This is a genomic window from Pseudomonas sp. yb_5 (genome assembly GCF_043103865.1).
GTDB lineage: Bacteria > Pseudomonadota > Gammaproteobacteria > Pseudomonadales > Pseudomonadaceae > Aquipseudomonas > Aquipseudomonas putida_Y.
The window spans coordinates 12108-36446 of the sequence record NZ_JBICKE010000100.1 but is presented as its reverse complement, the minus strand read 5'-3'; the positions used below and the strand labels follow the sequence as shown (position 1 = coordinate 36446).

General features: G+C 60.2%; 26 protein-coding genes and 2 pseudogenes. 15 read left to right on the top strand and 13 right to left on the bottom strand.

The genetic code is table 11. The annotated features are described in order from the left end of the window. Positions 1-75: 75 nt before the first annotated feature. From ACF8GF_RS17360 to ACF8GF_RS17350, 3 genes are read left to right on the top strand one after another with little or no spacing between them, the layout of a single operon-like run. Entirely contained in the window at positions 76-1074 is a 999-nt protein-coding gene (locus tag ACF8GF_RS17360; protein ID WP_392488246.1) for a cytochrome-c peroxidase, read from the top strand. Further along, complete coding sequence (locus tag ACF8GF_RS17355; protein WP_392488245.1) at positions 1071-2885, top strand: DAHL domain-containing protein; 1815 nt, start codon at positions 1071-1073, stop codon at positions 2883-2885. The genes ACF8GF_RS17360 and ACF8GF_RS17355 overlap by 4 nt, the downstream gene beginning before the upstream one ends. Then, complete coding sequence (locus ACF8GF_RS17350) at positions 2882-4285, top strand: ATP-binding protein (protein WP_392488244.1); 1404 nt, start codon at positions 2882-2884, stop codon at positions 4283-4285. The genes ACF8GF_RS17355 and ACF8GF_RS17350 overlap by 4 nt, the downstream gene beginning before the upstream one ends. An 85-nt stretch (positions 4286-4370) precedes the next feature. On the opposite strand, the gene ACF8GF_RS17345 is transcribed toward ACF8GF_RS17350, so the two are convergent. Then, positions 4371-4847 (bottom strand): GNAT family N-acetyltransferase, encoded by a 477-nt coding sequence (locus tag ACF8GF_RS17345; RefSeq protein WP_392461077.1) that lies wholly within the window; start codon positions 4845-4847, stop codon positions 4371-4373. A 93-nt stretch (positions 4848-4940) separates the two neighbouring features. Continuing rightward, a complete protein-coding gene (locus tag ACF8GF_RS17340; protein ID WP_176684589.1) occupies positions 4941-6323 on the bottom strand; it encodes a PLP-dependent aminotransferase family protein in 1383 nt (460 codons plus the stop codon). A 121-nt stretch (positions 6324-6444) separates the two neighbouring features. Here ACF8GF_RS17340 and ACF8GF_RS17335 point away from each other — a divergent pair, with 121 nt between their 5' ends. Beyond that, on the top strand, positions 6445-7311 hold the full coding sequence (locus tag ACF8GF_RS17335; protein ID WP_392488243.1) for a DMT family transporter: 867 nt from the start codon (positions 6445-6447) through the stop codon (positions 7309-7311). Beyond that, a complete protein-coding gene (locus ACF8GF_RS17330) occupies positions 7304-7648 on the top strand; it encodes a hypothetical protein (protein ID WP_392488242.1) in 345 nt (114 codons plus the stop codon). The genes ACF8GF_RS17335 and ACF8GF_RS17330 overlap by 8 nt, the downstream gene beginning before the upstream one ends. A gap of 129 nt (positions 7649-7777) precedes the next feature. Here ACF8GF_RS17330 and ACF8GF_RS17325 read toward each other — a convergent pair whose 3' ends face one another. The 4 genes and pseudogenes from ACF8GF_RS17325 to ACF8GF_RS17310 form a co-directional block, all read right to left on the bottom strand. Continuing rightward, positions 7778-8254 (bottom strand): DUF1348 family protein, encoded by a 477-nt coding sequence (locus ACF8GF_RS17325; RefSeq protein WP_392488241.1) that lies wholly within the window; start codon positions 8252-8254, stop codon positions 7778-7780. Positions 8255-8307: 53 nt separating this feature from the next. Next, complete coding sequence (locus tag ACF8GF_RS17320; RefSeq protein ID WP_392488240.1) at positions 8308-8874, bottom strand: TetR/AcrR family transcriptional regulator; 567 nt, start codon at positions 8872-8874, stop codon at positions 8308-8310. A gap of 280 nt (positions 8875-9154) precedes the next feature. After that, positions 9155-9310, bottom strand: coding sequence for a glutaredoxin domain-containing protein (locus ACF8GF_RS17315; protein WP_176684586.1), 156 nt, complete (start codon positions 9308-9310; stop codon positions 9155-9157). 13 nt (positions 9311-9323) lie between these two features. Further along, positions 9324-9843 (bottom strand): annotated as a pseudogene (locus tag ACF8GF_RS17310) (carboxymuconolactone decarboxylase family protein). Between the two features lie 129 nt (positions 9844-9972). Between ACF8GF_RS17310 and ACF8GF_RS17305 the strand changes: the two are divergent. Then, positions 9973-10471, top strand: a pseudogene (locus ACF8GF_RS17305) (AraC family transcriptional regulator). Between the two features lie 71 nt (positions 10472-10542). On the opposite strand, the gene ACF8GF_RS17300 reads toward ACF8GF_RS17305, so the two are convergent. Continuing rightward, positions 10543-11139: an NAD(P)H-dependent oxidoreductase gene (locus tag ACF8GF_RS17300; protein WP_176684585.1), complete on the bottom strand. Its 597-nt coding sequence runs from the start codon at positions 11137-11139 to the stop codon at positions 10543-10545. A 93-nt stretch (positions 11140-11232) separates the two neighbouring features. Here ACF8GF_RS17300 and ACF8GF_RS17295 point away from each other — a divergent pair, with 93 nt between their 5' ends. Beyond that, complete coding sequence (locus ACF8GF_RS17295; protein ID WP_176684584.1) at positions 11233-11853, top strand: TetR/AcrR family transcriptional regulator; 621 nt, start codon at positions 11233-11235, stop codon at positions 11851-11853. 197 nt (positions 11854-12050) lie between these two features. On the opposite strand, the gene ACF8GF_RS17290 is transcribed toward ACF8GF_RS17295, so the two are convergent. Beyond that, positions 12051-13799, bottom strand: coding sequence for an OPT family oligopeptide transporter (locus ACF8GF_RS17290; protein ID WP_176684583.1), 1749 nt, complete (start codon positions 13797-13799; stop codon positions 12051-12053). Positions 13800-14035: 236 nt separating this feature from the next. Between ACF8GF_RS17290 and ACF8GF_RS17285 the strand changes: the two genes are divergently transcribed. Beyond that, positions 14036-14977: a LysR substrate-binding domain-containing protein gene (locus ACF8GF_RS17285; RefSeq protein WP_176684582.1), complete on the top strand. Its 942-nt coding sequence runs from the start codon at positions 14036-14038 to the stop codon at positions 14975-14977. A gap of 132 nt (positions 14978-15109) precedes the next feature. On the opposite strand, the gene ACF8GF_RS17280 is transcribed toward ACF8GF_RS17285, so the two are convergent. Both ACF8GF_RS17280 and ACF8GF_RS17275 read right to left on the bottom strand, forming a co-directional pair. Next, complete coding sequence (locus ACF8GF_RS17280; protein ID WP_392488239.1) at positions 15110-16297, bottom strand: MFS transporter; 1188 nt, start codon at positions 16295-16297, stop codon at positions 15110-15112. 183 nt (positions 16298-16480) lie between these two features. Continuing rightward, positions 16481-17395, bottom strand: coding sequence for a LysR family transcriptional regulator (locus ACF8GF_RS17275; protein WP_392488268.1), 915 nt, complete (start codon positions 17393-17395; stop codon positions 16481-16483). A gap of 93 nt (positions 17396-17488) precedes the next feature. On the opposite strand from ACF8GF_RS17275, the gene ACF8GF_RS17270 reads away from it, so the two are divergent. The 7 genes from ACF8GF_RS17270 (at position 17489) to ACF8GF_RS17240 (ending at position 22232) form a co-directional block, all read left to right on the top strand. Beyond that, positions 17489-18436 carry a ketopantoate reductase family protein gene (locus ACF8GF_RS17270; RefSeq protein ID WP_392488238.1) on the top strand — a complete coding sequence of 316 codons (948 nt, stop codon included), beginning with the start codon at positions 17489-17491 and terminating at the stop codon, positions 18434-18436. Beyond that, positions 18433-18831 carry a VOC family protein gene (locus ACF8GF_RS17265; protein WP_392488237.1) on the top strand — a complete coding sequence of 133 codons (399 nt, stop codon included), beginning with the start codon at positions 18433-18435 and terminating at the stop codon, positions 18829-18831. Before ACF8GF_RS17270 ends, ACF8GF_RS17265 begins: the two co-directional genes overlap by 4 nt. Further along, complete coding sequence (locus ACF8GF_RS17260) at positions 18828-19283, top strand: MaoC family dehydratase (protein WP_004576665.1); 456 nt, start codon at positions 18828-18830, stop codon at positions 19281-19283. Before ACF8GF_RS17265 ends, ACF8GF_RS17260 begins: the two co-directional genes overlap by 4 nt. Continuing rightward, positions 19280-20512 carry a CaiB/BaiF CoA transferase family protein gene (locus ACF8GF_RS17255; RefSeq protein ID WP_392488236.1) on the top strand — a complete coding sequence of 411 codons (1233 nt, stop codon included), beginning with the start codon at positions 19280-19282 and terminating at the stop codon, positions 20510-20512. Before ACF8GF_RS17260 ends, ACF8GF_RS17255 begins: the two co-directional genes overlap by 4 nt. Then, positions 20509-21327 (top strand): shikimate dehydrogenase, encoded by an 819-nt coding sequence (gene aroE / locus ACF8GF_RS17250; RefSeq protein WP_392488235.1) that lies wholly within the window; start codon positions 20509-20511, stop codon positions 21325-21327. Before ACF8GF_RS17255 ends, aroE begins: the two co-directional genes overlap by 4 nt. A gap of 4 nt (positions 21328-21331) precedes the next feature. Next, positions 21332-21769, top strand: a complete 438-nt coding sequence (gene aroQ / locus ACF8GF_RS17245; protein WP_176684575.1) for a type II 3-dehydroquinate dehydratase — start codon at positions 21332-21334, stop codon at positions 21767-21769. Between the two features lie 205 nt (positions 21770-21974). Continuing rightward, on the top strand, positions 21975-22232 hold the full coding sequence (locus ACF8GF_RS17240; RefSeq protein ID WP_014591103.1) for a hypothetical protein: 258 nt from the start codon (positions 21975-21977) through the stop codon (positions 22230-22232). A gap of 52 nt (positions 22233-22284) precedes the next feature. On the opposite strand, the gene ACF8GF_RS17235 is transcribed toward ACF8GF_RS17240, so the two are convergent. The 3 genes from ACF8GF_RS17235 to ACF8GF_RS17225 form a co-directional block, all read right to left on the bottom strand. Continuing rightward, positions 22285-22977, bottom strand: a complete 693-nt coding sequence (locus tag ACF8GF_RS17235; protein WP_176684574.1) for an anti-sigma factor domain-containing protein — start codon at positions 22975-22977, stop codon at positions 22285-22287. Continuing rightward, positions 22974-23522: a sigma-70 family RNA polymerase sigma factor gene (locus ACF8GF_RS17230; protein WP_104961796.1), complete on the bottom strand. Its 549-nt coding sequence runs from the start codon at positions 23520-23522 to the stop codon at positions 22974-22976. Before ACF8GF_RS17230 ends, ACF8GF_RS17235 begins: the two co-directional genes overlap by 4 nt. Before the next feature lie 103 nt (positions 23523-23625). Then, a complete protein-coding gene (locus tag ACF8GF_RS17225; protein ID WP_209966283.1) occupies positions 23626-24153 on the bottom strand; it encodes a DUF3455 domain-containing protein in 528 nt (175 codons plus the stop codon). Positions 24154-24339 lie beyond the last annotated feature (186 nt).

Here is a 24339-nt window from a genome sequence, read left to right as displayed (position 1 = left end):
GGAAGGCATCTAACCTGACAGCAGGGCACCACCCATCTGCATATCCGTCAGCCCAGGGAAAAAGGATTCTCCCGGATGTCCGTGCACATAATCTGTCGTTATCGTTCCGTTCTTTACCTGCAGCGCTTGCGACGTTGTCTGAGCCTGTGGGTGCTACTGGTTCTGAGTGCGGGCAGCGGGGCCGAGCCGCTGGACGAGCCGCTCAAGCCGCTGCCTCCGATACCCACGCTGGCACCCGAGCGTGTGGAACTGGGGCGCCAGTTGTTCAACGATCCACGGTTGTCGCTCAACAGCACACTGTCCTGTGCCAGCTGTCACCGTCTGGACAAGTACGGGGCCGATGACCGGGCGTTTTCCATCGGTGCTGATGGCCAGCCGCTTGCGCTCAATACGCCAACGGTACTCAATGCCAGCCTTAATTTCCGACAGTTCTGGAATGGCCGGGTCGAGTCGCTCGAGGAGCAGGGGGATGCGGTGATCACCAGCGCTCACGAGATGGGCGGAGACTGGCGGGTGATCAAGCAGCGCATCGCCGCAGACGTGCGTTACCGTCAGGCGTTCAAGGATGCCTACCCGGACGCGGTGACAAAGGACAACATCCTCAGCGCGTTGGCCGATTACGAAAGGACGCTTCTTACCCCAGGTGCACGCTTCGATCGTTACCTGCAGGGCGATACCGAGGCGCTCACCCTGGAGGAAAAATACGGCTACCAGCGCTTCAAGGACTATGGCTGCATCGCCTGCCACCAAGGGGTGAATATTGGGGGCAACATGTTCCAGAAGTTTGGCGTGTTCGGCGACTACATCGCGGACCGCGGCAACCCCACCGAGGCGGATCAGGGCCGCTTCAACGTGACCGGAGAGGAGGCCGACCGGGGTGTGTTCAAAGTGCCGAGCCTGCGCAATGTGGCGATGACCGCGCCCTATTTCCACGATGGCTCGGCGCCTACGCTGGAGCGTGCGATCGACGTGATGTTCCAGTATCAGCTTGGACGAATCCCAAGCGATGAGGACCGCAGGCTCATCATGCTGTTCCTCAAGACCCTCACTGCTGAAAAGGCGGGTCAGCCATGAGGGTGATTTCTCGGCGCACAAGCCTGATTCTATTCAGTGGGTTGGTCCTTGTACTGGCGTCGATGCTGCTGTACTTGTACCTGAATTCCGGGTCAGAGCAGACCCAGACCTACAACGAATCCCGAGATCTCATCCGTCAGCTCAAGCAACAGGATGCTGTATGGGAAAACGAGGTGCTCAAGGCCCGGGTAGCCGTTTCCCATAACTACGATCCACTTGTGATCCCTCTCAAGGAGATGAAGCGGCTGTGGGCACGGTTCGACCGTCGGGAAGCCGAGCAAGGGCGCGATGACTCAGACCAGTGGCGCGATGCCCATGACGGTTTTCTTTCTGCGTTCGGGGAAAAGGCTCGGCTCGTGGAGCAATTCAAGTCGCACAATGCCTTGTTGCGAAATTCGTTGGCATTTCTACCCACAGCCGAGGACGGTATTCAGGCCCAGCTCAATACCATGCTGGCACCGAATCGGCAGGAGGTACAGGTATTCGTCACTGACACCTATGACCTCCTGCTAAGCGCCCTGGAGTTCGCACAGGTTACCTCTGTGGAAAGGGCTGCCGAGATAGAGGTGGGGTTAGGCAACTTGGCTGTTAACGCGGAGAACCTGCCCAAAGAATTCCAGACGCCCCTCAATCTGTTGAGCAATCACGTGGCGTTGATCCTGCGCGAGCAACCTGTCGTCAACCGCCTGCTCGAGCAGATCGAGGCGATTCCGGTTGCCGAGCGCCTGGATACGATCACCGGCCTCCTGGACAGGGATCAACAGCAGGTTGAAAGGATCAACCGTAAAAACCATCTCTACACGTTATGGCTATCAGGCTTGCTGATGTTCTCGGTCATTTGCCTGGCTGCGTTGCTGGTGCGCAGCTTCGCCGAGGTGAGACGGGTCAACAACGCATTGCAAAGCGCCAATGACGTTCTGGAACAGCGGGTCGAGGAACGCACCCTGGAGCTCCGGAACGCTCAGAGCGAGCTGTTCAACGCCGCGCGCCAGGCAGGTATGGCGGAGATCGCCACCAATGTGTTGCACAACGTGGGCAACGTGCTCAACAGCGTGAACACATCCTCTGATCTCATCGCTCGAACGTTGCGCAGCAGCAAAACCCAGGGTTTGGGCAAGGCCATGCAACTGTTCCGCGAGCATGCCACTGACATCGGTCGGTTTCTCGACGAGGATCCCAGAGGCCGGTTGCTTCCCGGCTACCTCAACCAGTTGACCGAGGCGATCGCCGATGAGCAGAAGGAGATGACGATCGAGCTGGAACGAATGAACAAGAGCATCGACCACATCAAGGAAGTGGTGGCCACCCAGCAATCCTATGCCGGCGCTAAAAATGTGCCTGAGCCGCTGTCGGTGAACGACCTGGTCGAGGACGCGCTGCGCATGAACGCAGGCGCGTTGACCCGGCATCAGGTGAGGGTAGTGCGCGACTTCGCAGATCTGCCTCTGGTGATGGGCGACCGGCATCGGCTGTTGCTGATTCTGATCAACCTGATCAGCAACGCCAAATACGCCATGTCCGGCCCCGGCAGCGACCCGCGGACGATGATCCTCAGGACGCGCATCGTTGAGGGGGGCTTCCTGGAAATGAGCGTGCTGGACGAAGGCGAAGGCATTGCCCCTGAAAACCTGCAGAAAATCTTTGCCCATGGCTTCACCACGCGCAAGGACGGGCATGGCTTCGGCTTGCACAGTTGCGCCTTGGCCGCCATCGAGATGAATGGTCACCTGACCGGACACAGCGACGGCCCTGGCCTGGGTGCTGTCTTTACCCTGAGGATCCCGCTGATCGCGGTGACGGAGCCTGCATGAGTGACATGATCAATCGCCGGATCCTGCTGATCGATGACATGCCGACTATCCACGAGGACTTTCGCAAGATCCTTGCCCCGGCCAGATCGCAGAACTCTGAGCTGGACGAGATGGAAGGGTTGTTGTTCGGCGAGCAGGTCAAGAACGAACGACCGGTATTCGAACTCGATTCAGCCTATGGCGGTGAGGAAGGTCTCGGCCTGCTGAAGCGTGCGCTGCAGGCCAGCAAGCCCTACGCGTTGGCCTTCGTCGACATGCGAATGCCAGGTGGATGGGATGGCGCTCAGACCATTGAGCACCTGTGGGAAGAGGACCCGCTGTTGCAGGTAGTCGTCTGCACCGCCTACTCGGACTATTCCTGGGATGAGTTGCTCGACCGGCTGCAGGCCCACGACCGCCTGCTGATCCTGAAAAAGCCGTTCGACAACATCGAGGTCCAGCAAATGGCCAGCACCTTGCTGACCAAGTGGGAAATGACCCAACGAGCCTCGCTGAAAATGCACCAGCTTGAACAGCGGGTAGAGCGGCGTACCCAGCAACTGACCCAGGCCAGCGAGGCGCTGCAGCAGGAGATCGAGGAGCGCAAGCAGCTGGAAAGCCAACTGGTGCAATCGGAGAAACTCGCCTCGTTGGGGCAGATGGCTGCCGGCGTGGCGCACGAGATCAACAATCCGATCGGTTTCGTGTCCTCCAACCTGGGCACTCTGGGAGGGTACTTCCAGCAACTGGTAGCGATGCTCGACGCCTATCGCGAGGCCGAACTGATGCTTGGCGCAAACGAAACCACTGGGCGCTTGCAAAGGCTTCGTGAGCAGACGGAGCTGGAATTCCTCATGGAAGACATCCCGATCCTCATCAAGGAGTCCAAGGACGGAATCGGTCGAGTGGCGCATATCGTCAAGGATCTCAAAGACTTCTCGCGGGTTGACAGCGCTCAGCAGTGGCAATTAGCCGATTTGCAGCAGGGCATTGACTCCACGCTTAACATCGTCGCGAGCGAGCTGAAACATAAAGCCGACCTGGTAAAACGGTACCAGCCGTTACCCCCTGTCGAATGCCTGCCGTCGCAGATCAACCAAGTGATAATGAACCTTGTGCTCAATGCCGCCCAAGCCATGGGCCCTGAGCGGGGGACCATCACATTGGGCACTGTTCATCAAGGCACCTGGGTGTGCATCGAAGTTGCGGATACAGGCGCAGGGATAGCACCGGAGAACATCAGGAAAATCTTCGACCCTTTCTTCACCACCAAGCCCGTCGGCCAAGGAACCGGGCTAGGCCTGTCCCTTTCCTACGGCATTGTGAAGAAACACAGTGGCGAGATAACCGTATCAAGCCAGGTCGGAGTCGGCACAACGTTTCGTGTACAACTGCCGGTAAAGCAGAGCGCAACGCTGTGATAGCGCCCGTGTCATGCTGCTGACGGGTGGGTATACCGCAATCCAAAAAGGGCAGGGTGCGTGCCCCGGCGATCCAGCCAACACGTCAATGTTTTGCAGTGGCGAGTAGCCGATAGCGCGAGAAGGGCGTGCCGTCGATATCCACCTCTCCGTCAAGGCGAAACCCCAGGCGAAGAATACCCTTGATTCGTGTTCTGGTTGGTGGAAGCAGTAGGGTGATCGACTCAAGCCCCATCTCCTGGAACGCGCGCCGTACGATCTCATCGAAAATCACCTTGCCAAGCCCCCAGTAGTCTGGATGAAGCACCAAGGCAAGATCAGCGTCACCGCCTTCCTGCTGCAGGCCGCCCCAGCCGGCGAATTCATCTTCAACGAAAAATGCCCAGGGGCCATAGCCATTCAGTGCCCATTGGGCCTCTTTTTGGGCAACCCATACCTTGCATTTGCTTTCGTCAAAATCGGGACGACCCAAGGGCATTTGGCGTAAGACATCGGGATTGTTGTTGAGCGCGATGATGTCAGCGATGGAGGCGTCGCTGAGAGGTCGGAAATGCAGCTGCATGATGTGCCTTGTCGAACTGCTGTAAACCTGATTTATAGCGCCTGCTATTCCCCGTTTCAATGAATCCTTGCACAACGTGGATTGGTCTGGCGACTAAGCACTCAGAGCCCGTTTCAACACGTCGTAAATTCTGGCATCAGCCGATTGGGCAACGTTGAAACGGATGAAATCACCCGCAGTCATGGACTGGCTAAACGCATTTCCGGGCGCCAGCACTACACCTTCATTCAAGCAGGCCCGGGCCAGCGTGGCTGCATCCGTGCCTTGAGGGAGTTGGCACCAGACATACATGCCTGACTGGGGCGTTATCCAGGGTTTGATACCAACGGCCCTTAGTTTCGCTACCGTTCTCTCCATGGCCTCGGCCAGCCTGAGGCGAACGCTTTCCATGTGTTTGCGGTACCCGCTATCGGTAATCGCCAGATGGATGATGTCCGCGGCCAGGCGGCCACCCCCGAATGTGGTCGCAATCTTGAGATCGACCAGGCTCTGGATCCAGTCAGTGCGAGCCGCGATGTAGCCGCATCGAATCGACGCGGAGATGGTCTTGGAAAAGCTGCCGATCTGGATGACACGAGAAAGGCCATCGAAGGCAGACAGCCGTGGTGCTGGAGCATTCTCGAAATCCCCGAATATGTCGTCCTCTACAATCACCAGGCTGGAGTTGTCGGCCAGCTTCAGCAGCCTGTGCGCCGTGACCGGAGACAGGGTGGCGCCGGTTGGGTTATGGATGCCTGCATTTGTTATGTACAACCGGGGAGCATGCGCTAGCAGGGCAGCGCCAAAAGCATCGATGTCCGGGCCCGTTGCCGTATAGGGTACGCCTACGATGTTCACCCTGTGCGCTTTGAGCAGTGCGTGAAAATTGAAATAGCAGGGGTCGTCGACCAGCACGGTGTCCCCCGGTTCCAGCAGAAAACGGCAGATCAGGTCGATGGCGTGGGTGCCGGACTCCGTGAGCATGATCTGCTCGAGAGGGGCTTCGATCCCGATGCCTGTCAGCCTTCGTGACAAGAATTGCCTGAGCGGCAGATGCCCAAGCGGTGAGGCGTACTCAGTCAGTTTCAGCGTGTCAGAACGGGCAACGGTTCGAAGCGCTTTCCGCAAGCCCGCTTCGAACATCCAGGAGGGAGGTAGCCACCCGCATCCCGGTTTCAACGCATCGCTAGCGGTTTCAAGCGACTGGCGGGAGATCCACAGCGGGTCCACTTCACGATCAAGCCTGGGGCCTAGTTCGGTGAGTACCAAGGGCGCCACTGGTCCGGCTACGTAGAAGCCAGAGCCAGGGCGAGAGTTGAGTACACCCTCTGCCATCAACCTTTCATAGGCCTCAAGAACCGTGGAAACCGACACTTGCATGGTCTGCGCCATAGCGCGGACCGAGGGAATTCTCGCGCCCGGTGTGTAGGTTCGAGAGGCGATCCGCGACTGGATTTCACCCATGACAGCTCGAATTCGCGTTCCGTCCCGTTTCATCGCGCCCTCAACTGTGCTGGAGTCATATGCATAACAGTTTGGTTTAAGTGTATTGGATTGTACATGGCCTGGGTGAGCCTGTCGGTGATGTACTGAGCCTTGGCTTATCGAGGACTTACCGATGGAAAAATCAGCAAGCGGGTGGATCAACGGCTTCATAGGCGTCGCCATCTTTGCGGGTTCGTTGCCGGCAACCCGAGTGGCAGTGGCCGACTTCGAACCGACGTTCCTCACCTGTGCCCGGGCAACAATTGCTGCCATGCTGGGCGCGCTTTTTCTGATCGTGCTACGCCAGCCTCGACCCAGACGGGAGGACTTGTCGCCCTTGGCCATAACAGCGCTCGGCGTTGTTATCGGTTTCCCGCTACTGACAGCATTTGCCCTTCAGCACATCAGCTCTGCTCACTCCATTGTCTTTGTCGGGCTCCTGCCATTGTGTACCGCAGGCTTTGCCGTTTTGCGGGGCGGTGAGCGACCTCGGCCTTTGTTCTGGCTGTTCTCGTTGACAGGTGCCGGGTTGGTCGCTGGCTATGCCTTGATGAACGGAGGCGAGGCGTCGGCGGTGGGCGATCTGCTGATGTTGGCTGCGGTTGCGGTCTGTGGGTTGGGCTATGCCGAAGGCGCGCGTCTGTCGCGGACATTGGGGGGATGGCAGGTGATCAGCTGGGCATTGCTGGTAGCGTTGCCGTTCATGCTGCTGCTGACGGTGGTCAATCTTCCTGCCCCTGATGACTTTGCCAGGGTAAGTACCCCTGCGTGGTTCAGCTTTGGCTACGTTTCACTGTTCAGTATGCTGATCGGGTTTGTGTTCTGGTACCGAGGGCTCGTCCAGGGTGGGATTGCGGCTGTGGGCCAACTGCAACTCTTTCAGCCGTTCATGGGGCTTGGGCTGGCAGCGGTGCTTCTGCACGAGCATGTCAGCTGGGCCATGCTTTTCGTGACGCTGGGTGCTGTGATCTGCGTTTACGGGGCTAAGAAATATGCGTAAGCACATGGCAGTGCCCAGTCAAAAAGGCTGGGTGTGGCCCGGCGTCGTCCGCCCTCGGTCTGAGTTGCATCAGCCGACATTCACGATCTATCTGGTGGGGCCGCTGATCGAGGCCTTCCCCTTACTGAGCGAGCAAGTGCGGATGGAGGTCAATGCCCTTGGCGCAGTGATTGAAATCGTTCGCCGGACGAACCTGTCGACTTTACTGCCTGCCAAAACTGCATTGGCCCATGACGATCTGCTGGCCATCCCGCTGGAGCCAGAACGCTGCAGCGAACGGCCGTACTCATGCGGCGAAAGAAGCCTTTCTGAGTGCAGCCGTGCGAGTGTTCATTGAGCTGGCTAAAGAAGAATCCAGCGATCTTGAGGCGTGAGGCTGCGTACTTGCAACGCGATGCCCGCCAGTGCAATTAACCCGGTGAAAAAAACCTGATCCTTTATGTAAAAGGATCAGGTTTAGCAGTACTTACAGGCCCAGTTCAGTCAGGCCTGGGTGATCATCCGGCCGGCGACCCAGTGGCCAGTGGAACTTGCGCTCGCTTTCCTTGATGGGCATGTCGTTGATGCAGGCGAAACGGCGGTGCATCAAGCCATCGGCTTCAAACTCCCAGTTTTCGTTACCGTAGGAGCGGAACCAGTTGCCCGAATCGTCGTGCCACTCATAGGCGTAACGGACGGCGATGCGGTTGTCTGTGAAGGCCCAGAGCTCTTTGATCAAGCGGTAGTCCAACTCTTTCTTCCACTTGCGAGTGAGGAAGTCGCGAGCTTCTTCACGATTGTTTGCAAACTCGGTACGGTTACGCCATTGGGTGTTTGGCGTATAGGCCAGTGCAATCTTTTCCGGCTCACGGGTATTCCAGCCATCCTCGGCGAGTCGGACTTTTTCAATCGCCGATTCGCGCGTGAAAGGAGGAAGTGGCGGACGCGTGTGTTCGTTGGACATGGTGGTGCCTCCAATCTTCTGGATGGTCAAGTTGAGTGGGTGTTGCTTTAACGTCAAGCGCTTGCGTGCTGTACGTCCTTGAGTAATATCTTTGCGATTTCTCTTGCACTATCGAGAACGGTGTAGTCACCCATGATGTGGGCCACGGTTATCGTGCCCTCTATCATCAAAAAAAGTTGCTTGGCCAAGCCAGCCGGATCTTTGACACCTAATTCGCTGGTCAGCTCTAGCGTGTAGTCCAGTAGCTTTTGTTTATGCAGTTTTGCGATCTGTCGAACAGGATCGTCTGCGTCACCAACTTCTCCGGCTGTGTTGATGAACGCACATCCGCGAAAACCGTCAGACTCGAACCAACTTTTGAGTACATCAAAAATTCCAAGGATGCGCGCTTCTGGCGTTTGCGCTTTTTCGCATTCACTTCTAAACCATTTCATCCAGCGTATATCGCGTGCATTGAGTGCCGCTGCGGCTACGTCGTCTTTATTCGCAAAATAGCGATAAATACTTTTGCGTGCTACGCCCGAGGTCTTTACCAGGAGGTCCATGCCCGTGGCATGAATCCCGTTTTCGTAAATCAGCTTCTCGGCAGTCGCCAGGATTTTTTCGCGTGTGTCGGTCATTGGCTTATCCATGTGGCCAGAGTAGAACGACCGTTCTCCCTGGTCAAGCATCTCTCGAAATTATTCGATTGCGCGCAAGCGGGGCGCCGGCATGCTTTCGATCAGGGTGGCTGGCTTCCCGCTGATCAGTCGCGCTCCAGTTCGGCGAAGCGGCTGGACAGCCAGGCGTGCAGCGTTTATTCCCGGCGCTACGCCCGATGAAACTCATGCACACATTCAAGCAGGCAGTACCGCGCCTGCTCCTTGCCACTGACCAGAAGCTTGATATGAACCGACAAGATTACCCCCTCGTTTCCCTCGCCATCCTCAAGGCCAAGCCAGACCAAGATTGTTCAACGTCGATTTCGTCAGGGGTAATGCCCTTGCTCGACAGCAGTCGCTTGGCGTTCACGCAGTAAGGGCAGTGCTGGGTGGTGTAGATAGTCACGTGGCTCATGGTGGTTACCCTCCTAGCTTGCCGATGGCGGAAAGTCGATATCGGTAGCGACGATGTTGTTCAGGTAGTTGGTCAGGGTCAACAGCGTGACCTGCGCCACTACCTCCACGATCTTGCTATCCGTAAGGCCCGCCTCACGCGCAGCAGCGATCTGCTCGTCACTCAACTGGCCGCGACTTGCGGTGATCTGTTGCGCCAGTGCGGCAACCGCGCTGAGTGTGCCGGCTCGGGCTTGCCTGACGGCCTCATCGCTCAGCCCAGCCTTGCCACCAAAGAAGGTGTGTGCCGCCAGGCAGTAGTCGCAACCGTTGATTTGCGAGGTGGCGAGGGCAACGACTTCACGCCCGGCGGCGCTCAGTGAGCCTTTACCCAAGGCTTGGGCGAGGCCCAGGTGTACCGTTGAGTGCGACCGGAGAGTGAGCCAGGGTCTTGAATGCATTGGGAATGAAGCCGAGACCTTTTTGAATGCCTTCGAGGGCTGCGCGCGAGCCAGTAGGGGCCTGGTCCAGCGAGAGAGTAGCGATGCGAGTCATGGTAGTTCTCCACTAGGTTGATTAAACGGCTTGTCTATCAAGCCTGGAGTCCATACTAGGGAGGCAGACTTTCCTTTCGGCTTCAGATCGTCGAAGGTATGCAACAGATCGTCTAAACCTGAGCGGGCTATGGACCGACTATCGACTTTGCTCAAGCACTTCAACCTGCACGCGTCCACGTTTCACCAGGGTGGCTTCTGTGGAACAACCCACCTGTATGGGCAGCACAGTGTCGGCCACGCCCACCTGCTGCGCTCGGGGCGTCTGGCCTTCAGGGGCAAGCGTGGCCAACTGATCGAGTTGACCGAACCCAGCCTGATTCTGGCGGTGCGCCCGCAGGAGCACCACTTGCTGGCGACCGAAGCCGATGAAGCGGAATTGGTGTGCGCCACCCTGCATTTCGATGGCGGCGCCAACAACCCGCTGACCCTGGCTTTGCCGGACTTCATCATCAAGCCCCTCGGCGAACTGGCGCATCAGCCTGACGCAGAAACGCCTTCGCGAAGGGCGCCCCATTGCCCTGATCGCCGATGAGGTCGGCTACGAAAGCCCTTCTGCGCTGGCCCGAACCTTTCGCCGCAAGGTGGGCGCAAGCCCGACGCAATGGCTGCAGCAGGATGCGGTATAACGCCTGCTCGACAGATTTGCGCGCGAGGCAATGAGCGAGGTGGCCGAGGCGCAGGAAGGGCAGACCGGGCGTCACTTGGACGCAGTGAAAAGTTCGCGACCGAGGGCTCGTGCAGTGTCCATATGATCAGTCGGATCTTGCGTTTCCGATTCGAGCAGGAGCTCGGACGTGACGACAGATGCGCCGCAATAATCGAAGATCCCATGATCAATCTGCGTCTTCATGGCATCGGCATAGCCGTGCCGCTCATAGGTTCCCCCGTCCGCGCCGCCGACGCCGACAAGATGAACCCGCAGGTGGCGAAGCTTCTTCACCAGCTTGGCATCCGAACTGAAATCGAAGGCCCAGCCATTGGCGAACACGCGATCGATCCAACCCTTGAGAAGCGCTGGCATCGACCACCAGTAGACGGGATAGACCAGCACAAGGGCATCGGCACGATCGATCCGCGCCTGCTCGGCGGCAACATCGGCGGGGGGCGGTGCTTCCCTGTGATGGACAGCGAGATCAGCCGCAGTGAACCGCGGATCGAACGCTTGCGCTGATAGGTCTGCGATTTCGAAGGAGTTGCCGGGATCGGCCAGGGATAAGCCTTCGGCGACTTGCGCAGCAAGGCTATGGGTGAGGGACTGGGGATCGTGATGAGCGACAACGATGAGTGCGTGCATGTCGAAAACACCTGCTACTGATTGAGGGCGAGAGGGCGAACCTTATATACTCTTGGTAAGTTACGCTTAGTAAGTTACTTTTGGTATATAGCCATGTCAAGCATCGAGACAAGAGAGCAGGGTTCCAGTCCGCAGCCGCGTCGGCGCATGTCAAGGGAAGAGAGATACCGCCAGTTGCTGGACGTCGCCTGGCGGCTAGTCAGGGAAGAAGGCACGGAAGCCTTGACGCTTGGACGGCTGGCCGAGCAAGCGGGTGTGACAAAACCCGTGGTTTATGACCATTTCAGCACGCGGCCCGGGTTGCTGGCAGCGCTCTATCAGGAGTTCGATGCACGCCAGACCGCACTCATGGATGCCGCGCTTCAGACGAGCGAAGCCACCTTGCCGGGTACGGCGACGGTCATCGCATCGTCTTACGTCGACTGCGTGCTTCTCCAGGGCAACGAGATACCCGGCGTGATCGCGGCATTGGCCAGTTCACCGGAGCTCGAAAAGATCAAGCGCGAATACGAAGCGATCTTCATGAACAAGTGCCGGTCGGCTCTCTCTCCCTTCACCAGAGGGGGGGCTATCGCCCCCGCGAGTCTTCGGGCGATGCTTGGTGCGGCCGAGGCCCTGTCCCATGCCGCCGCCGCCGGAGAAATCACACCCGAGCAGGCGCGGGAGGAACTGTTCGAAACGATCATCGCAATGGTCGACAGAAGCGCGCGGTAGTACGCAGAGTGTCGAGGAGGGCGGTGAGCTGAACGGCAAATGAGTCGGAACGCCAGATAGCCGCTATCCAATGTTGCACCGACCGCCTGAAAAGGGGCGAAAGCCACCGCTGCAATTGGCCGTAGCCGACCCCGATTCGCCGCGAGGCCAGCTCCCACCAGCCCAGCCCGGGCTGGGCGAGGGGTGATAGGCAGTATCTACAACCCCCGAAGCATCTCCCAGAACGATGCCGCCACCCCCATGATGCTCTCACCGGCAATCAACCCCGCCGCCGCGGTAATCGCAAACCGCTCCGTCACCCTCGGCCACCGGCAACTGACCAGCCAGGTCACCACGGCACCAAACCCCATCATCAGGCTGATCGATGCAGGCAGGATGAACGCCAGCCCCAGCGCCGCCGTACTCGGCAGCCAGCGGGCTGCCCGTTGCGGCAACAGGCTGTCCAGTGCCCCCAGCAGTACGCCAACAGCACTCCCTGTCGCAATCGCCCAGCGCGACTCCAGCGACAGCGCCCCCAGCCCCTGGGTCAGCGTCTGCGCGACCGCTTTCCAGGTCGCCGCGGCCGGTGCCGGCCACTGCTCGGTGAGCAACAAGGCCTGCGGATCGGGAATCAGCACTCGATACACCAGCACGCCGACCACACTACCGATGAAAATACCCACGCACTGAGCAATCAGCTGTTTGTGCGGCGTAGCGCCGATCGCCAGGCCAACCTTGAAGTCGTTCATCAGGTCGGTGGATTGCCCGGCCGCGCCACCCGCTGTGTTGGCGCTCATCAGGTTGATCGCCACCTGGCCGGGGGCGATCAGGCCGAAGCTGAGCTGCGACAGTTTGCCGATGGCGCCAATAGGTGCGATGCCAGTGGCACCGACCACGCGCGCCGCGACCACCGCAAGGCACACAGCCAACGGAATGCTCAGCAGCGCCATCCACCAGTCGATGCCGAACAACAACACCTGCAGGGTAATGATCAGCGCCATGGATAGCAGCAGCCCCGACGCTGGCCATGGGCTAAAACGCATCCTGGCGCGCGGCGTTCGCTGTTCAGCGGGCGATCGCCGGGGCACTTGGAACAGGCGAACCAACAATGAAGTCAGCGTCGCGCAGACCATCAGGCTCACGCCCGGCCACAACAGCCATTCCACCAGCGCGGCGAACTGTGGGCCGCTGGCGTTCGGAGCAAGCACCACCAGGGCCTGTTCGATCAACCAGGGCGCCAGTCCGCCCCAGGCCAGTGCGGCGCCGACCAGCAACGTCACGCCCACGCGAATGCCGATGATGCTGCCGAAGCCAATAAGCATCAGCGAAGGGTCGACCGTGAAGGTCAGGCGCTCGAGCGCCGGCGTGGGCGCCCAGCGCGGTATCGCCCAGACGAACCCGTCTACCCATTTGACCAGCCCTGAAAGCAGCGCGGCGCTGCATAGCACCTTGATCCGCGCCATGGCTTCGCGCCCATGGTTGTAGATCTGCTGCAGCGTTTCCAAGGTCGCCATGCCTTCGGGAAACTTCAGGCCATGGTCGTTGAGCAGGGCGGGGCGCAGGTACCAGGCGATCCAGATGCCCAGGAAGCTCACCGAGAACACCCAGGCCATCATCGGCAGCGGGTCCAGTTGGTGTCCGGTGAGCAGGGTATAGGCGGGGATCGGCGCGACCAGCCCGCCGGAGATGATGGAGGCGGCGGCTGACGCCACGGTCTGGTTGATGTTGCTTTCGTGCAACGTCCACGCGGAGCGGTTGTCGCGGCGCCCTGCCAGGCCCTGCCACAGTGCGAAACCGATCAGTAAGGCGATGATCGACATGTTGAATGACCAGCCGATCTTCAGCCCTGCGTACACATTCGAGGGCGTGAGCAAGATGCCCAGCACCGTGCCGGTGAGCACCGCCCGCAGGCTCAATTCACGTTCGATGCGAACCTGGGGGAGGGCGGTGGAGGAGGCATGTCCCATGGCAATCCTTTGTCGATGTCGCAAACGTGCTCTGGACAACTGAGCCCAGACAGCCACGAAGGTTCACTGCTGGCGCCAAAGACGAGCCTGAAGGCTGCAGCAGCCTTACGCGTGTGCGGCTTTATCTGATGTCTTAACTAAACGTCGCTTGTGATTTAGCCTGTTGGAGAATTCTGGTCTTATCTGGGCAATTATTTCCGAAGTGTCTGGAATGCTATTCAATAATGGAGACTGCGATGTACTCGTCTGAGCGACTGAAAGGTATTGATGTCTTTGTCGCTGTAGCTGATTTCGGTAGCTTCACCGCTGCTGCCGAACGACTGAGTCTCACAAGCTCGGCCGTAAGCAAAAGCGTGGCACGTTTGGAGAATCGCCTCGGGACTCGTCTGTTCAACCGCACGACCCGGACGCTGGCTCTTACCGAGGCCGGTATCGTCTTCTACAGGACGTGCACATCAGTTTTGACAGATCTCGAAGAAGTCGAGCATGTGATTACAGCCGAGGGTAATGAGCCGCATGGCAGGGTGCGGATCGACCTTCCTGCCTCCTATGGGCGGCTACACGTTCTCCCCTTGATCATGGACTTTGTCCGTCTTCACCCCATGCTGCAACCCCACATTTCTTTCACTGATCGGTTCATTGACCCTGTGTACGAGGGCATCGATATCGTCGTGCGGATTGGAGGCTCTGATGCCTGGCCAGCGAATCTTGGCCATCAGTATTTCGGGGCCCAGCGGCTGATCTTCTGCGCGTCCCCGGAGTACCTGGAGCGACATGGCACACCGCAATACGAGCGTGATCTCGACCACCATCATTGTGTTGGATACGGGCAAAGCGATGGATTCGTCAGCCCTTGGTTTTTTAAAGGGCGTCAGCCGGGCGAAATGGAGCGTCGAACGGTCTACACCCGCATTGCGGTTGGGGATGGCGAAGGCGAAGTAGCAGCGGTGCTTGCCGGACACGGTATAGGTCAATTACCGACGTGGCTAACTCAGCGTCACATTGACCAAGGAAAGCTCGTAGAGGTGCTGCCAGATCTAGCCACCGATGGCTTACCGATGAATCTGGTCTGGTTGAAAAGCCGGGAAGGGCAACCAAAAGTTCGCGTGCTACTGGACTATCTGCTTCCCAGGCTAACACCGCACGGCGCACAACCGCCTGAGCCGCTTTTAGGCTGAACGCCTGACGGAGCAGTAATCATGCACGATTCTGCTCCGTTCAGACGCCCACGCTCTGTACGAAAAGCCTTGATACTTGTTCATGCTGCGTTGAAAACAGCCTAGGCGGTGCAGAAGACCGCTGTGTGCTGATTATTTTGGGGCAAGCTTGCGAACGATAGGTATCAGCGCCAAGGCAATCACTGCCACACCAGATGCCATGTAGCCTAGGTATTCAACGCCGAGGCTTGCAATCGTCATCCCTCCAACAATGGCGCCGATGCCGATACCTGCGTTTGCTGCCGATACGTTGGTTGTGCCCGCCAGTGCTTGAGAGTGGGAAACCGAATTCATGACTCGCACCTGGCTTACCGGATAAAGCGCGGTATTGGCAATACCCCAGAGGCCGAGAGCAACGCAGAAAATCATGCCTGCATGTGCGAGTGGAACAATCGCGGCCATGCCAATCGCCAGCACTATCAGGAAGCGCGCAGTTGCTTTGATTGGAGATTTGTCGACGGCCTTTCCACCGACCCAGTTTCCGATCAGGCCGATTGCGCCAAATGCCATCAGCCACCATCCGACATGCTCCGGAGCCACGCCTGCGACTCTTTCAAGGACATCGGCTAGGTAGGTATAAGCGGTGAACATAGCCGTAAACACCACAATCGAGAGGAGCACATTCGAAAGGAAATAGGTTTCTTTAAAGATGCGTGCTTGCTTCAAAAAATCCACTTTCTCGGTACGCGCGACAGTGGGCATGCACGCCCACATCGCTAGTGCCATGATCAGCGACAAACCTGCCAATAACCAAAACGCGCCTCTCCAGCCAATCGCATTCGACACAATGGTGCCCAACGGAATACCGAGCAGCATTGCCGCCGAAATACCCAGGTAGACCTTCGAGATAGCTTGGCCAGATTGCTGTGGGCTTACAAGCTGCCCAGCAGTTTCACTGGCAGTTCCCCAGAAAACTGGTAGTGCTAACGCAGGCACTACGCGGGCCACAGAGAGGAGCCAGAAGCTGTCGGACACTGCCGCCAGGGCGTTCGCTATGGCGAAGATCAGCAAGATCGAGATGAACAATTTCTTTCGATCAAGGTGAGAAAGCGCAGCCGTCAGGGGCGGGCCGAAGATCATGACGGTGAAGGCAAAAAGGGTAACCAATTGCCCTGCTACAGAAATTGAAATATCAAGATCTCGGGCAAGCGCAGGCAGCAAGCCCACGATCAGAAACTCGGTCGTTACGATGAGAAAGGCCGAGAGGGCCAGGATTGAGATGCTCAGCCCAGCGCCCTTCGTGGGAGAAGCAGCTTGAGAAAAGGATTCATATGCAGACATATGCGGATGCCCCGGTGGAAATGCCCGCCAGTCTATTGATTATTAATTTGCCTATCTTTGGCGGTTTTTCCTCTCTCTGAGGACAATTTTTCATCAATGAAGGGGCCTGATGTCAATTGAGCGGAGTACATATGTGCGTCCCCACTGGCTCTCCAGGTTGCAGCCTTCCAAGTCGATACTGGATCATGCTTGGCTTGCTTGCTGAAACAATCCGCGCACGACGTCCCTCAACCATCGATTTCCATTGTCCTGATGATATCGGGCATGCCAATGCTGTTTGACCGTGAACCCCTCCACTTCGAACGGGCAGTCATGGACCTGTAGCCCATGCATATCGGCCAGTGTCTGCCCGATATGCCGGGGCAAGGTGCCTAGCAGATCGGTAGTCCCGATTATCATCCCTAACCCGAGAAACGCTGGCAGCTCCAGCATGATCCGCCGTTCTATCCCGGCCCGCGCCAATCCCGCTTCCAGCAGCTTCTGCCCGGTGCCGAAACTGATCTGCACATGCCCCTCGGCCCGATACCGCTCCAGGCTCATGCCATTGCCCAGGCGCGGATGCTGCGGATTGCTCAGGCACACCCAGTCCTGCTCGAACAGCACCTGCTGGTACATCCCCCCTCCCAGCCAGGGCACGAAGCCGATGGCCAGGTCCGCTTCGCCCGATTCCAGCGCGCTCTCGGTATTGCCGTCGATCCGCGCTGCCTCCAGGCGGATGCCCGGCGCATGGCTGCGCAGATGGTTGAGGATGCTTGGCAGCAAGGTGATGTGGCTGGCATCGCTGACACACAGGCGAAAGCGCCGCTGCGCAGTGGCGGCGATGAACTGCGGCTCCCAGGCGGTCAGCCGGCGCAGCGATTCCAGTACCTCGCGGCACGGCCCTATCAGCTGATCGGCGCGCGGGGTAGGGGCCATGCCGCCCGGCGTGCGCACGAACAGCGGGTCGTTCAATTGCTCGCGCAGGCGCGCCAGCCAGATGCTGATGGTCGGCTGGCTCTGCCCTAGCTGTTCGGCGGCGCGGGTCACGCTGCGGCAGTGGTACAGCACGTCGAACAGCTGCAGCAACTTGGGTTCGGGCAGGGCCTCCAGGGTAGCCATCATTGCGATTCTCAATAATCGTATTGAGGTCATTGTATAGCGCAAATAACCCCTGCTGCATAAGGTGATCGCAAATCACAGGAGGTCTGCGACGTGAAAATCTGCATTCTGGGTGCCGGAGCACTGGGGTGCGCCATTGGCGCGGCCCTGAGCGAGGCAGGGCATGAAACCTGGCTGCTGAACCGCGGCCGCGCGCATGTCGAGGCGATGAACCAGCACGGGCTGCGGGTGCAGGACGAACGGGGCGAGCGCTATGTACCGGTCAACGCGGCCATCGAAGCCGAAGACGTTGGCGTGACCGATTTGGTGGTGGTGCTGGTGAAGTCGTTTCACACCGCCGAGGCCATAGCCGGCGCTGTCGCGCTGATCGGGCCGCAGACGCTGGTGCTGTCGCTGCAGAACGGCCTCGGCCACGAGGACATCCTGGCCGAGGCGGTGGGGCGTGAGCGGGTGCTGGCTGGCAAGACCTATGTCGGCGGCGTGCTGCTCGCGCCGGGCTCGGTCCGCGCCGGTGTCGTCGGCAAACAGACTTTCATCGGCGAGCTCGACGGCCAACTGACGCCGCGCGTGCAGGCCATCGCCGAAGCGTTCAGCAACGCCGGGCTGGCCACCACGGTCAGCGACAACATCCTCGGCACCATGTGGGACAAGCTGCTGGTCAACGTCGCCACCGGTGCATTGAGCGGCATCACCATGCTCAGCTACGGCCAGCTATACAGCGAGCCGCTACTGGAAAGTACCGCCAAGGCCGCTGTGGCCGAGGCCATCGCCGTGGCCGAGCGCGCCGGCATCCGCTTGAGCCTGACCAGCCCCGAAGCTGCCTGGACACTGGCCGCCGAAGGCCTGCCGGCGAGCTTCCGCACCTCGATGCTGCAGAGCCTGGAAAAAAACTCGATCACCGAAATCGACTTCATCAACGGCTCCGTCGTGCGCTGGGGCCAGCGCCATGGCGTGGCCACGCCGGTCAACGCGACCCTGGTGGCCTGCATCAAGGGTATCGAGCGCGCCATGGCCGATCAGCAGAAGAGGGAAACCCCATGAGCCAGCCAAAAGCCTACCTCGAACACGTGGCGTTCTGGGTGCAGGACATTCAGTGGCATATCCGCTTTTTCAGCGAGGTGTGCGGCATGACCATGCGTGAAGTACAGGGTGACGTCGAGCAACCGGCGCAGTACTGGACACTCGGCGGCCTGCAGTTCATTCATCAGCCGGACTTCGTTGGCCCGGAAGGGCGCCTGGCGCACCTGGGCATCATGTGCGAAGACCTGGAAGCGGCGCTGGCCGCCGCCCAACGCTTTGGCGTCAGTGAGATGCCCCAGGGCCGCAACTGGCTGCGCCTGCCTGATGGCCTGGCGGTGGAGTTCATCCAGGCGCTGCCGGCCAAGTGCGTAGCCCAGGCACTGGCCATCGACCCGCGCGCGGAGGTGCAGGCATGAGCGTGATTGAAAAGTACTGGGACGACGCCCGCGAAGGCGATGAGTGCATCAGCCCGACCTACACCGTGACCCGCGAACGCATCCTGGCCTACGCCGACCTCACCGGCGACCACACCCCGGTACATGTCGATGAGGCCTACGCCAACGCCAGCCACTTTGGCTGCCTGGTCGCCCACGGCCTGTTCGGGCTGTCGATTGCCGACGGCCTGAAGACCCAGTGCGAGTACCGCTTCCTACCGGGTATGTCGCTGGGCTGGACCTGGGACTTCGTGCTGCCGATCAAGGTCAACGACGTGCTCCACGTACGTATGCGGGTGGGTGCGATGCGCCCGAGCAACAGCCGACCTGGCTGGGGCATCGTGGTGCTGCCTTCGGAGCTGATCAACCAGCACGGTGAAGTCGTGCAACGTGGCGAGCACCGGTTGATGGTGCCGCGGAGGGCAGCAGCATGAGCCAGGCATTGCCATTGGCGGGTATCCGCGTCATTGACTACAGCCACTTCCTCGCCGGCCCCTATGTCGGCCGTTGCCTGGCGGCGCTCGGCGCAGAGGTGATCAAGGTCGAGCGGCCGGGTAGCGGCGACGCTGGCCGCCAGCATGCATTCACCCTGGACGACCAGCAGAGCGGCTATTTCCTGCAGCTGAACATGGGCAAGCAGGGCGTCAGCGTCAACATGAAGGATCCGCGCGGCAAGGCGTTCATGCAGCGCCTGGCCGATTCGGCCGACGTGTTCATCGAGAACTACCGCCCCGGCGCCCTGGACAAGCTGGGCCTGGGCTACGCCGAGCTGTCGGCGCGCAACCCGCGGCTGGTGTACTGCTCGATTTCCGCGTATGGCCACACCGGCCCGGACGCCCACCGCGCCGGCTTCGGCCTGATCGCCGAGGCCAAGAGCGGGATCATGCAGATGGTTGGCGTGCCGGGCGAGGCACCGCCGCTGCTGCGTATTTCCCTGGGCGACATGTACACCGGCATCCACGCGGTGGCGGCGATCAATGCCGCGTTGCTCGGCCGGGTGAGCAGTGGCCGTGGCCAGCATATCGACATGGCGCTGTACGACACCCTGGTGTCGATGCACGAATACGCGGTGCAGTGTTACACGCTGTCCGGTGGCACTGTGTTGCCCCAGCAGACCGGCCACGACATGCCCACCTCGACCCTTTACGGCGTGTTCCGCGCTGCCGACGGCGACCTGGTGATCGCTGCCCAGGTCGACGATGCCTGGCAACGCTTCGCGGCCATGCTCGAAGCCAACGGCGGCCCGCCCGGGTTCGGCAGCGACCGCCGCTACCACAACCTCAACGGCCGCAACGCCCACCGTGAGGCGATCCTGGCGGTGGTCCGCGACTGGGTCGGCGCCCGTCGGGTGGCCGAGATCTTGGCGTTGCTCGATGCCATCGACATCCCCAGTGCCAAGGTCCAACGCATCGACGAAGTGCTGGCCGATCCGCAGATCCAGGCACGCAACATGGTCATCGAGCAGCAGCACCCACGCTACGGCACGCTGCGCCTGCCCAACCTGCCGTTCCGCTTTTCCGACTGCGACACCACGATTCACCAAGTAGCCCCGGACCTTGGCCAGCACAACGCCGAAGTGGCCGCCGGGCTTGGCTTCAGCCCTGAAGAAATCACTGCCTTGCAGGCGGATGGCGTGTTGTATACCTACGGAGATGCACGATGAGCGACCGCTACGCAGTGATCGGCCGACCGATCAATCACACCAAGTCCCCGCTGATTCATGGCCTGTTCGCCCAGGCCAGCAACCAGCAGCTGGAATACGGGGCTATCGAAGGCTCGCTGGACGACTTCGAAGCCCAGGTGCTGCAGTTTGGTAGCGAAGGCGGGAAGGGCATGAACATCACCGCCCCGTTCAAGTTGCGTGCCTTCGAGCTGGCCGACCGGCGCAGTGAGCGGGCGCAACTGGCACGAGCGGCGAATGCGCTGAAGTTCGAGGATGGCCGCATCGTCGCCGAGAACTTCGATGGCATCGGTTTGCTGCGGGACATCGAGCAGAACCTTGGCGAGCCGCTGCGCAACCGCCGTGTGCTGCTGTTGGGCGCTGGCGGCGCGGTGCGCGGGGCGTTGCTGCCGTTCCTGCAGGCGGGGCCACGTGAGCTGGTGATCGCCAACCGGGACATGGCCAAGGCGCTGGCGCTGCGTAACGAGCTCGATCACCCGCTTCTGCGCATCAGCCGCTACGAAGCGCTGGAAGGGCAATCGTTCGACATCGTGGTCAACGCCACCTCGGCGAGCCTGACCGCTGACTTGCCGCCACTGCCGGCTGATGTGCTGGGCGAGGCGGCCTTGGCCTACGAGCTGGCCTATGGCAAAGGCCTCACGCCTTTCCTGCGCCTGGCCCGCGAGCAGGGTCAGGCGCGCCTGGCCGATGGCGTCGGCATGCTGGTGGAGCAGGCCGCCGAGGCGTTTGCCTGGTGGCGCGGGGTGCGGCCCGACACATGTGCGGTGATCGATCAGCTGACGATTCCCTTGGAGTAGGTCGATGGTCGCCAATGTACTGATGCTGCATGGCATCAACCACAACATGTTCGGCAAGCGCGACCCGCGCCAGTACGGCACCGCGACCCTGGCCGACATCGACCAGGCGTTGCAGGCCCTGGGCGAAGAGCTGGGGGCGCAGGTCGAGAGCTTCCAGAGCAACTTCGAAGGCGCCATGTGCGAACGCATCCATCAGGCCTATGAGGACCGGGTAGATGCCGTGCTGATCAATGCCGGTGCCTGGACCCATTACAGCTACGGCATTCGTGATGCGTTGGCCATTATCGAAGTGCCGGTGGTTGAAGTGCACATGTCCAACATTCATGCCAGGGAGCCATTCCGCCATCACTCGGTATTTGCCGAGGTGGTGCGCGGACAGATCTGCGGGTTTGGTGTCGAAACCTACCTGCTGGCGCTGCGTGCAGTGATGAGCATGGTCTGAGCAGGGTGCAGGTGACGCGGGGCATGCGGCGACGGTTCCTGAAGTGACCGTAGGTGTGGCGGGTGTCGTGCTGCCTACCCATCCAGCATGGATGGAAAGCCAGTAGCGACTTCCGTGACTGCATAGTACGGTCCGCCTTCAACAAGCCACCCGGTTCGTTGCCTCCAACCCCACGGACCGGGGCTCTCATGACCTGGGAGGTCGAATGGACGTCGCTACAACGATCAGTCAACAAGAACTGGATAACGCCTTGGTCGCGTTTGCACGCTACAAAATCGGAGAAATCAAGATCTTCGACCTGGAGCAGGCAATGAGCTTCGAAGCAGGCCAAGCCTTGTCCCAAAGCGGGCTGGTCCGGTTCTCAATTACCAAAATGGTGTCAGGACGTTATCGCATCAGCGATGAAGGAGAGAACGCCATCACAGAGGCTGGGCGGGATCGCCTTGAGGTGATCCGCGCCTGACCATAGGTCCAGCCTTGCGAAGGCCGCAGTCGCGTTCTGCGGCCCTGTCGTGTCATATCACTTTCACCGCGCGACCAATGAACTTCACCGGCCCTGTCGGCAGACCGGTCGGCGAGCCACCGGCTTTCTCCAGCGTCAGCTCGAACAGTTGATTGGCCTCCAGGGGTGGCAAACTTTCCAGCGGAACTCGATAGGGTTCGCCCGGTTTGACCAGGCCAAGCGAAACCGGGGCACGCCATTGCTCGCCCTTGGTCCAGAACTGCAGGGCCATGCCGTCGGGGACCGTGTCCTTACCCAGCGGCAGCAGTTCGATCATGTGGCTGTCGCTGGCCTGCACCACCCAGCCGGGGGCCTGGCTGTTCGGCGCCACCAGCACCACCAGGTATTCCGTGGTAGAGGGGGGCGTGGTCAGCAGGGTAAACGCCAGCAGCAGGCTTGCAGCCAGCCCCGCGGCGCTTAGCCCTTGCCACAGGCCGAGGCGTTGCCACCAGCGAGCCTGCGTGCGCGGTGCGGGTAGCTCGTCGAGGCTGCGCTGGATACGGCGCCACAGGCGAGGGCTAGGGGGCTGCGGGGTAGACAGCGCGGTCAGCTCCAGCAGCCGGGCCTCCCAGGCATCCACGGCGGCGCGAAGCGCGGGGTCGGTACGCAGGCGTTCGGCCGTTGCGGCATATTGCTCCGGCGACAAGGTCCCCAGCACGTATTCCCCGGCGAGGCTGTCCAGTTCTTCGGCAGAATCGGGCTTCATTCCAGACACTCCCGTAGCGCTTTGAGGCTGCGTTTGATCCAGGCCTTGACGGTGCCCAGTGGCGCGCCCAATAAACCGGCTATCTCGGCGTGGCTGCAGCCGTCCACGTAGGCGTGCAGGATGCAGCGCTGCGGTGCGGGCTGCAGTTGTTCAAGGCAGCGGTAGATCTTTGCTGAGCCGGACCAGAGGTCAAGGTCATCAACCCTCCCGTGCAATGTTGACGCAGTTTCGGTGTCGGCATCGGTCAGTACAGTTTCACGGCGGGTATCGCGTATCGAATTCAGTGCCAGGTGGCGGGTAATGCTGTAGATCCAGCCTCGAGCCGAGCCGCGCGCCGGGTCGTAGCTGGCTGCGCGGGTCCAGATGCGGATGATCGCATCGTGGACGATGTCTTCTGCGGTGGCGTCGTCACGTGCGATACGCCGGGCAACGCCAAGCAGGCGCGCGCCTTCGTGATCGTAGAGCGCCTGCAGGGCCCGCCGATCACCCTGTGCACAGGCTAACAGGCAGCGGTGGAAGTCGAAGGGGGTGGCCGGCGAGTTCAACGTGTGTGGCTTCCTTGTGTAAGGCAAGGTACCCCGGCCATCCAGCCGGGGGCTTGCCATCGAGCGTAGATCATCACTCGCAGGGCGTAGGCTCAAGTGCGCTTCACTTGGCTGTCCAGAACACATAGTCAGCCTGGTACTGGACGATCTGCCTGGCACCTTTGTTCTGCGCCGTGCAGTCGATTGACGGCGCCACACCGCCGCGGGTGGCCAGGCGCTGGATATAGCTGACCCCCTGCATGGCGCCTTTGCCCTCGGCCGGGTTGGCCTTGACCAGTTGATAAGGAATGGCGCCTTTGTCCGCTGGTGCCACTGCCAGCTGGGTGCCGGTGACTTTCGAGCCATCCTTGGCCTGCCAGGTAGCGGGTGGGCCAAAGTAGTCGCCCACCTGTTTACCGGCACGGTCATTGAGCACTGCCTTGGGGCCGACGAAAGTCCATTCGGTCTGACCGGGGGTGTTGGCCTTGTCGCGGCACTCGTAGGTGATCTCGCCGACGCCGACGGTTTCGAGCAGGACCCGATGACCATCAGGGACTTTGACCGATTCTGGCAGCGCGGACTGGGCGTGGGCGGGTGGCAGCGCAAGGGCGAGGCTGCAGGCAAGCACACAGGCGGAGTATTTGAAGTTCATGGACAGTGCTCCTGAAAGTCATTGGGCTGGGCAGTCAGAGGCCGCCCATTAGCAATACCCGCCAATGGCCGGGCTGGATGCACTGAATGAAAAAAATATGCGTAGCGCGATGAGCCTGCCTGTGCTCGCCTACAATCTCGAACGAATCATGAGCATCTTCGCCATTGCAGGACGGCGTTAATGCTC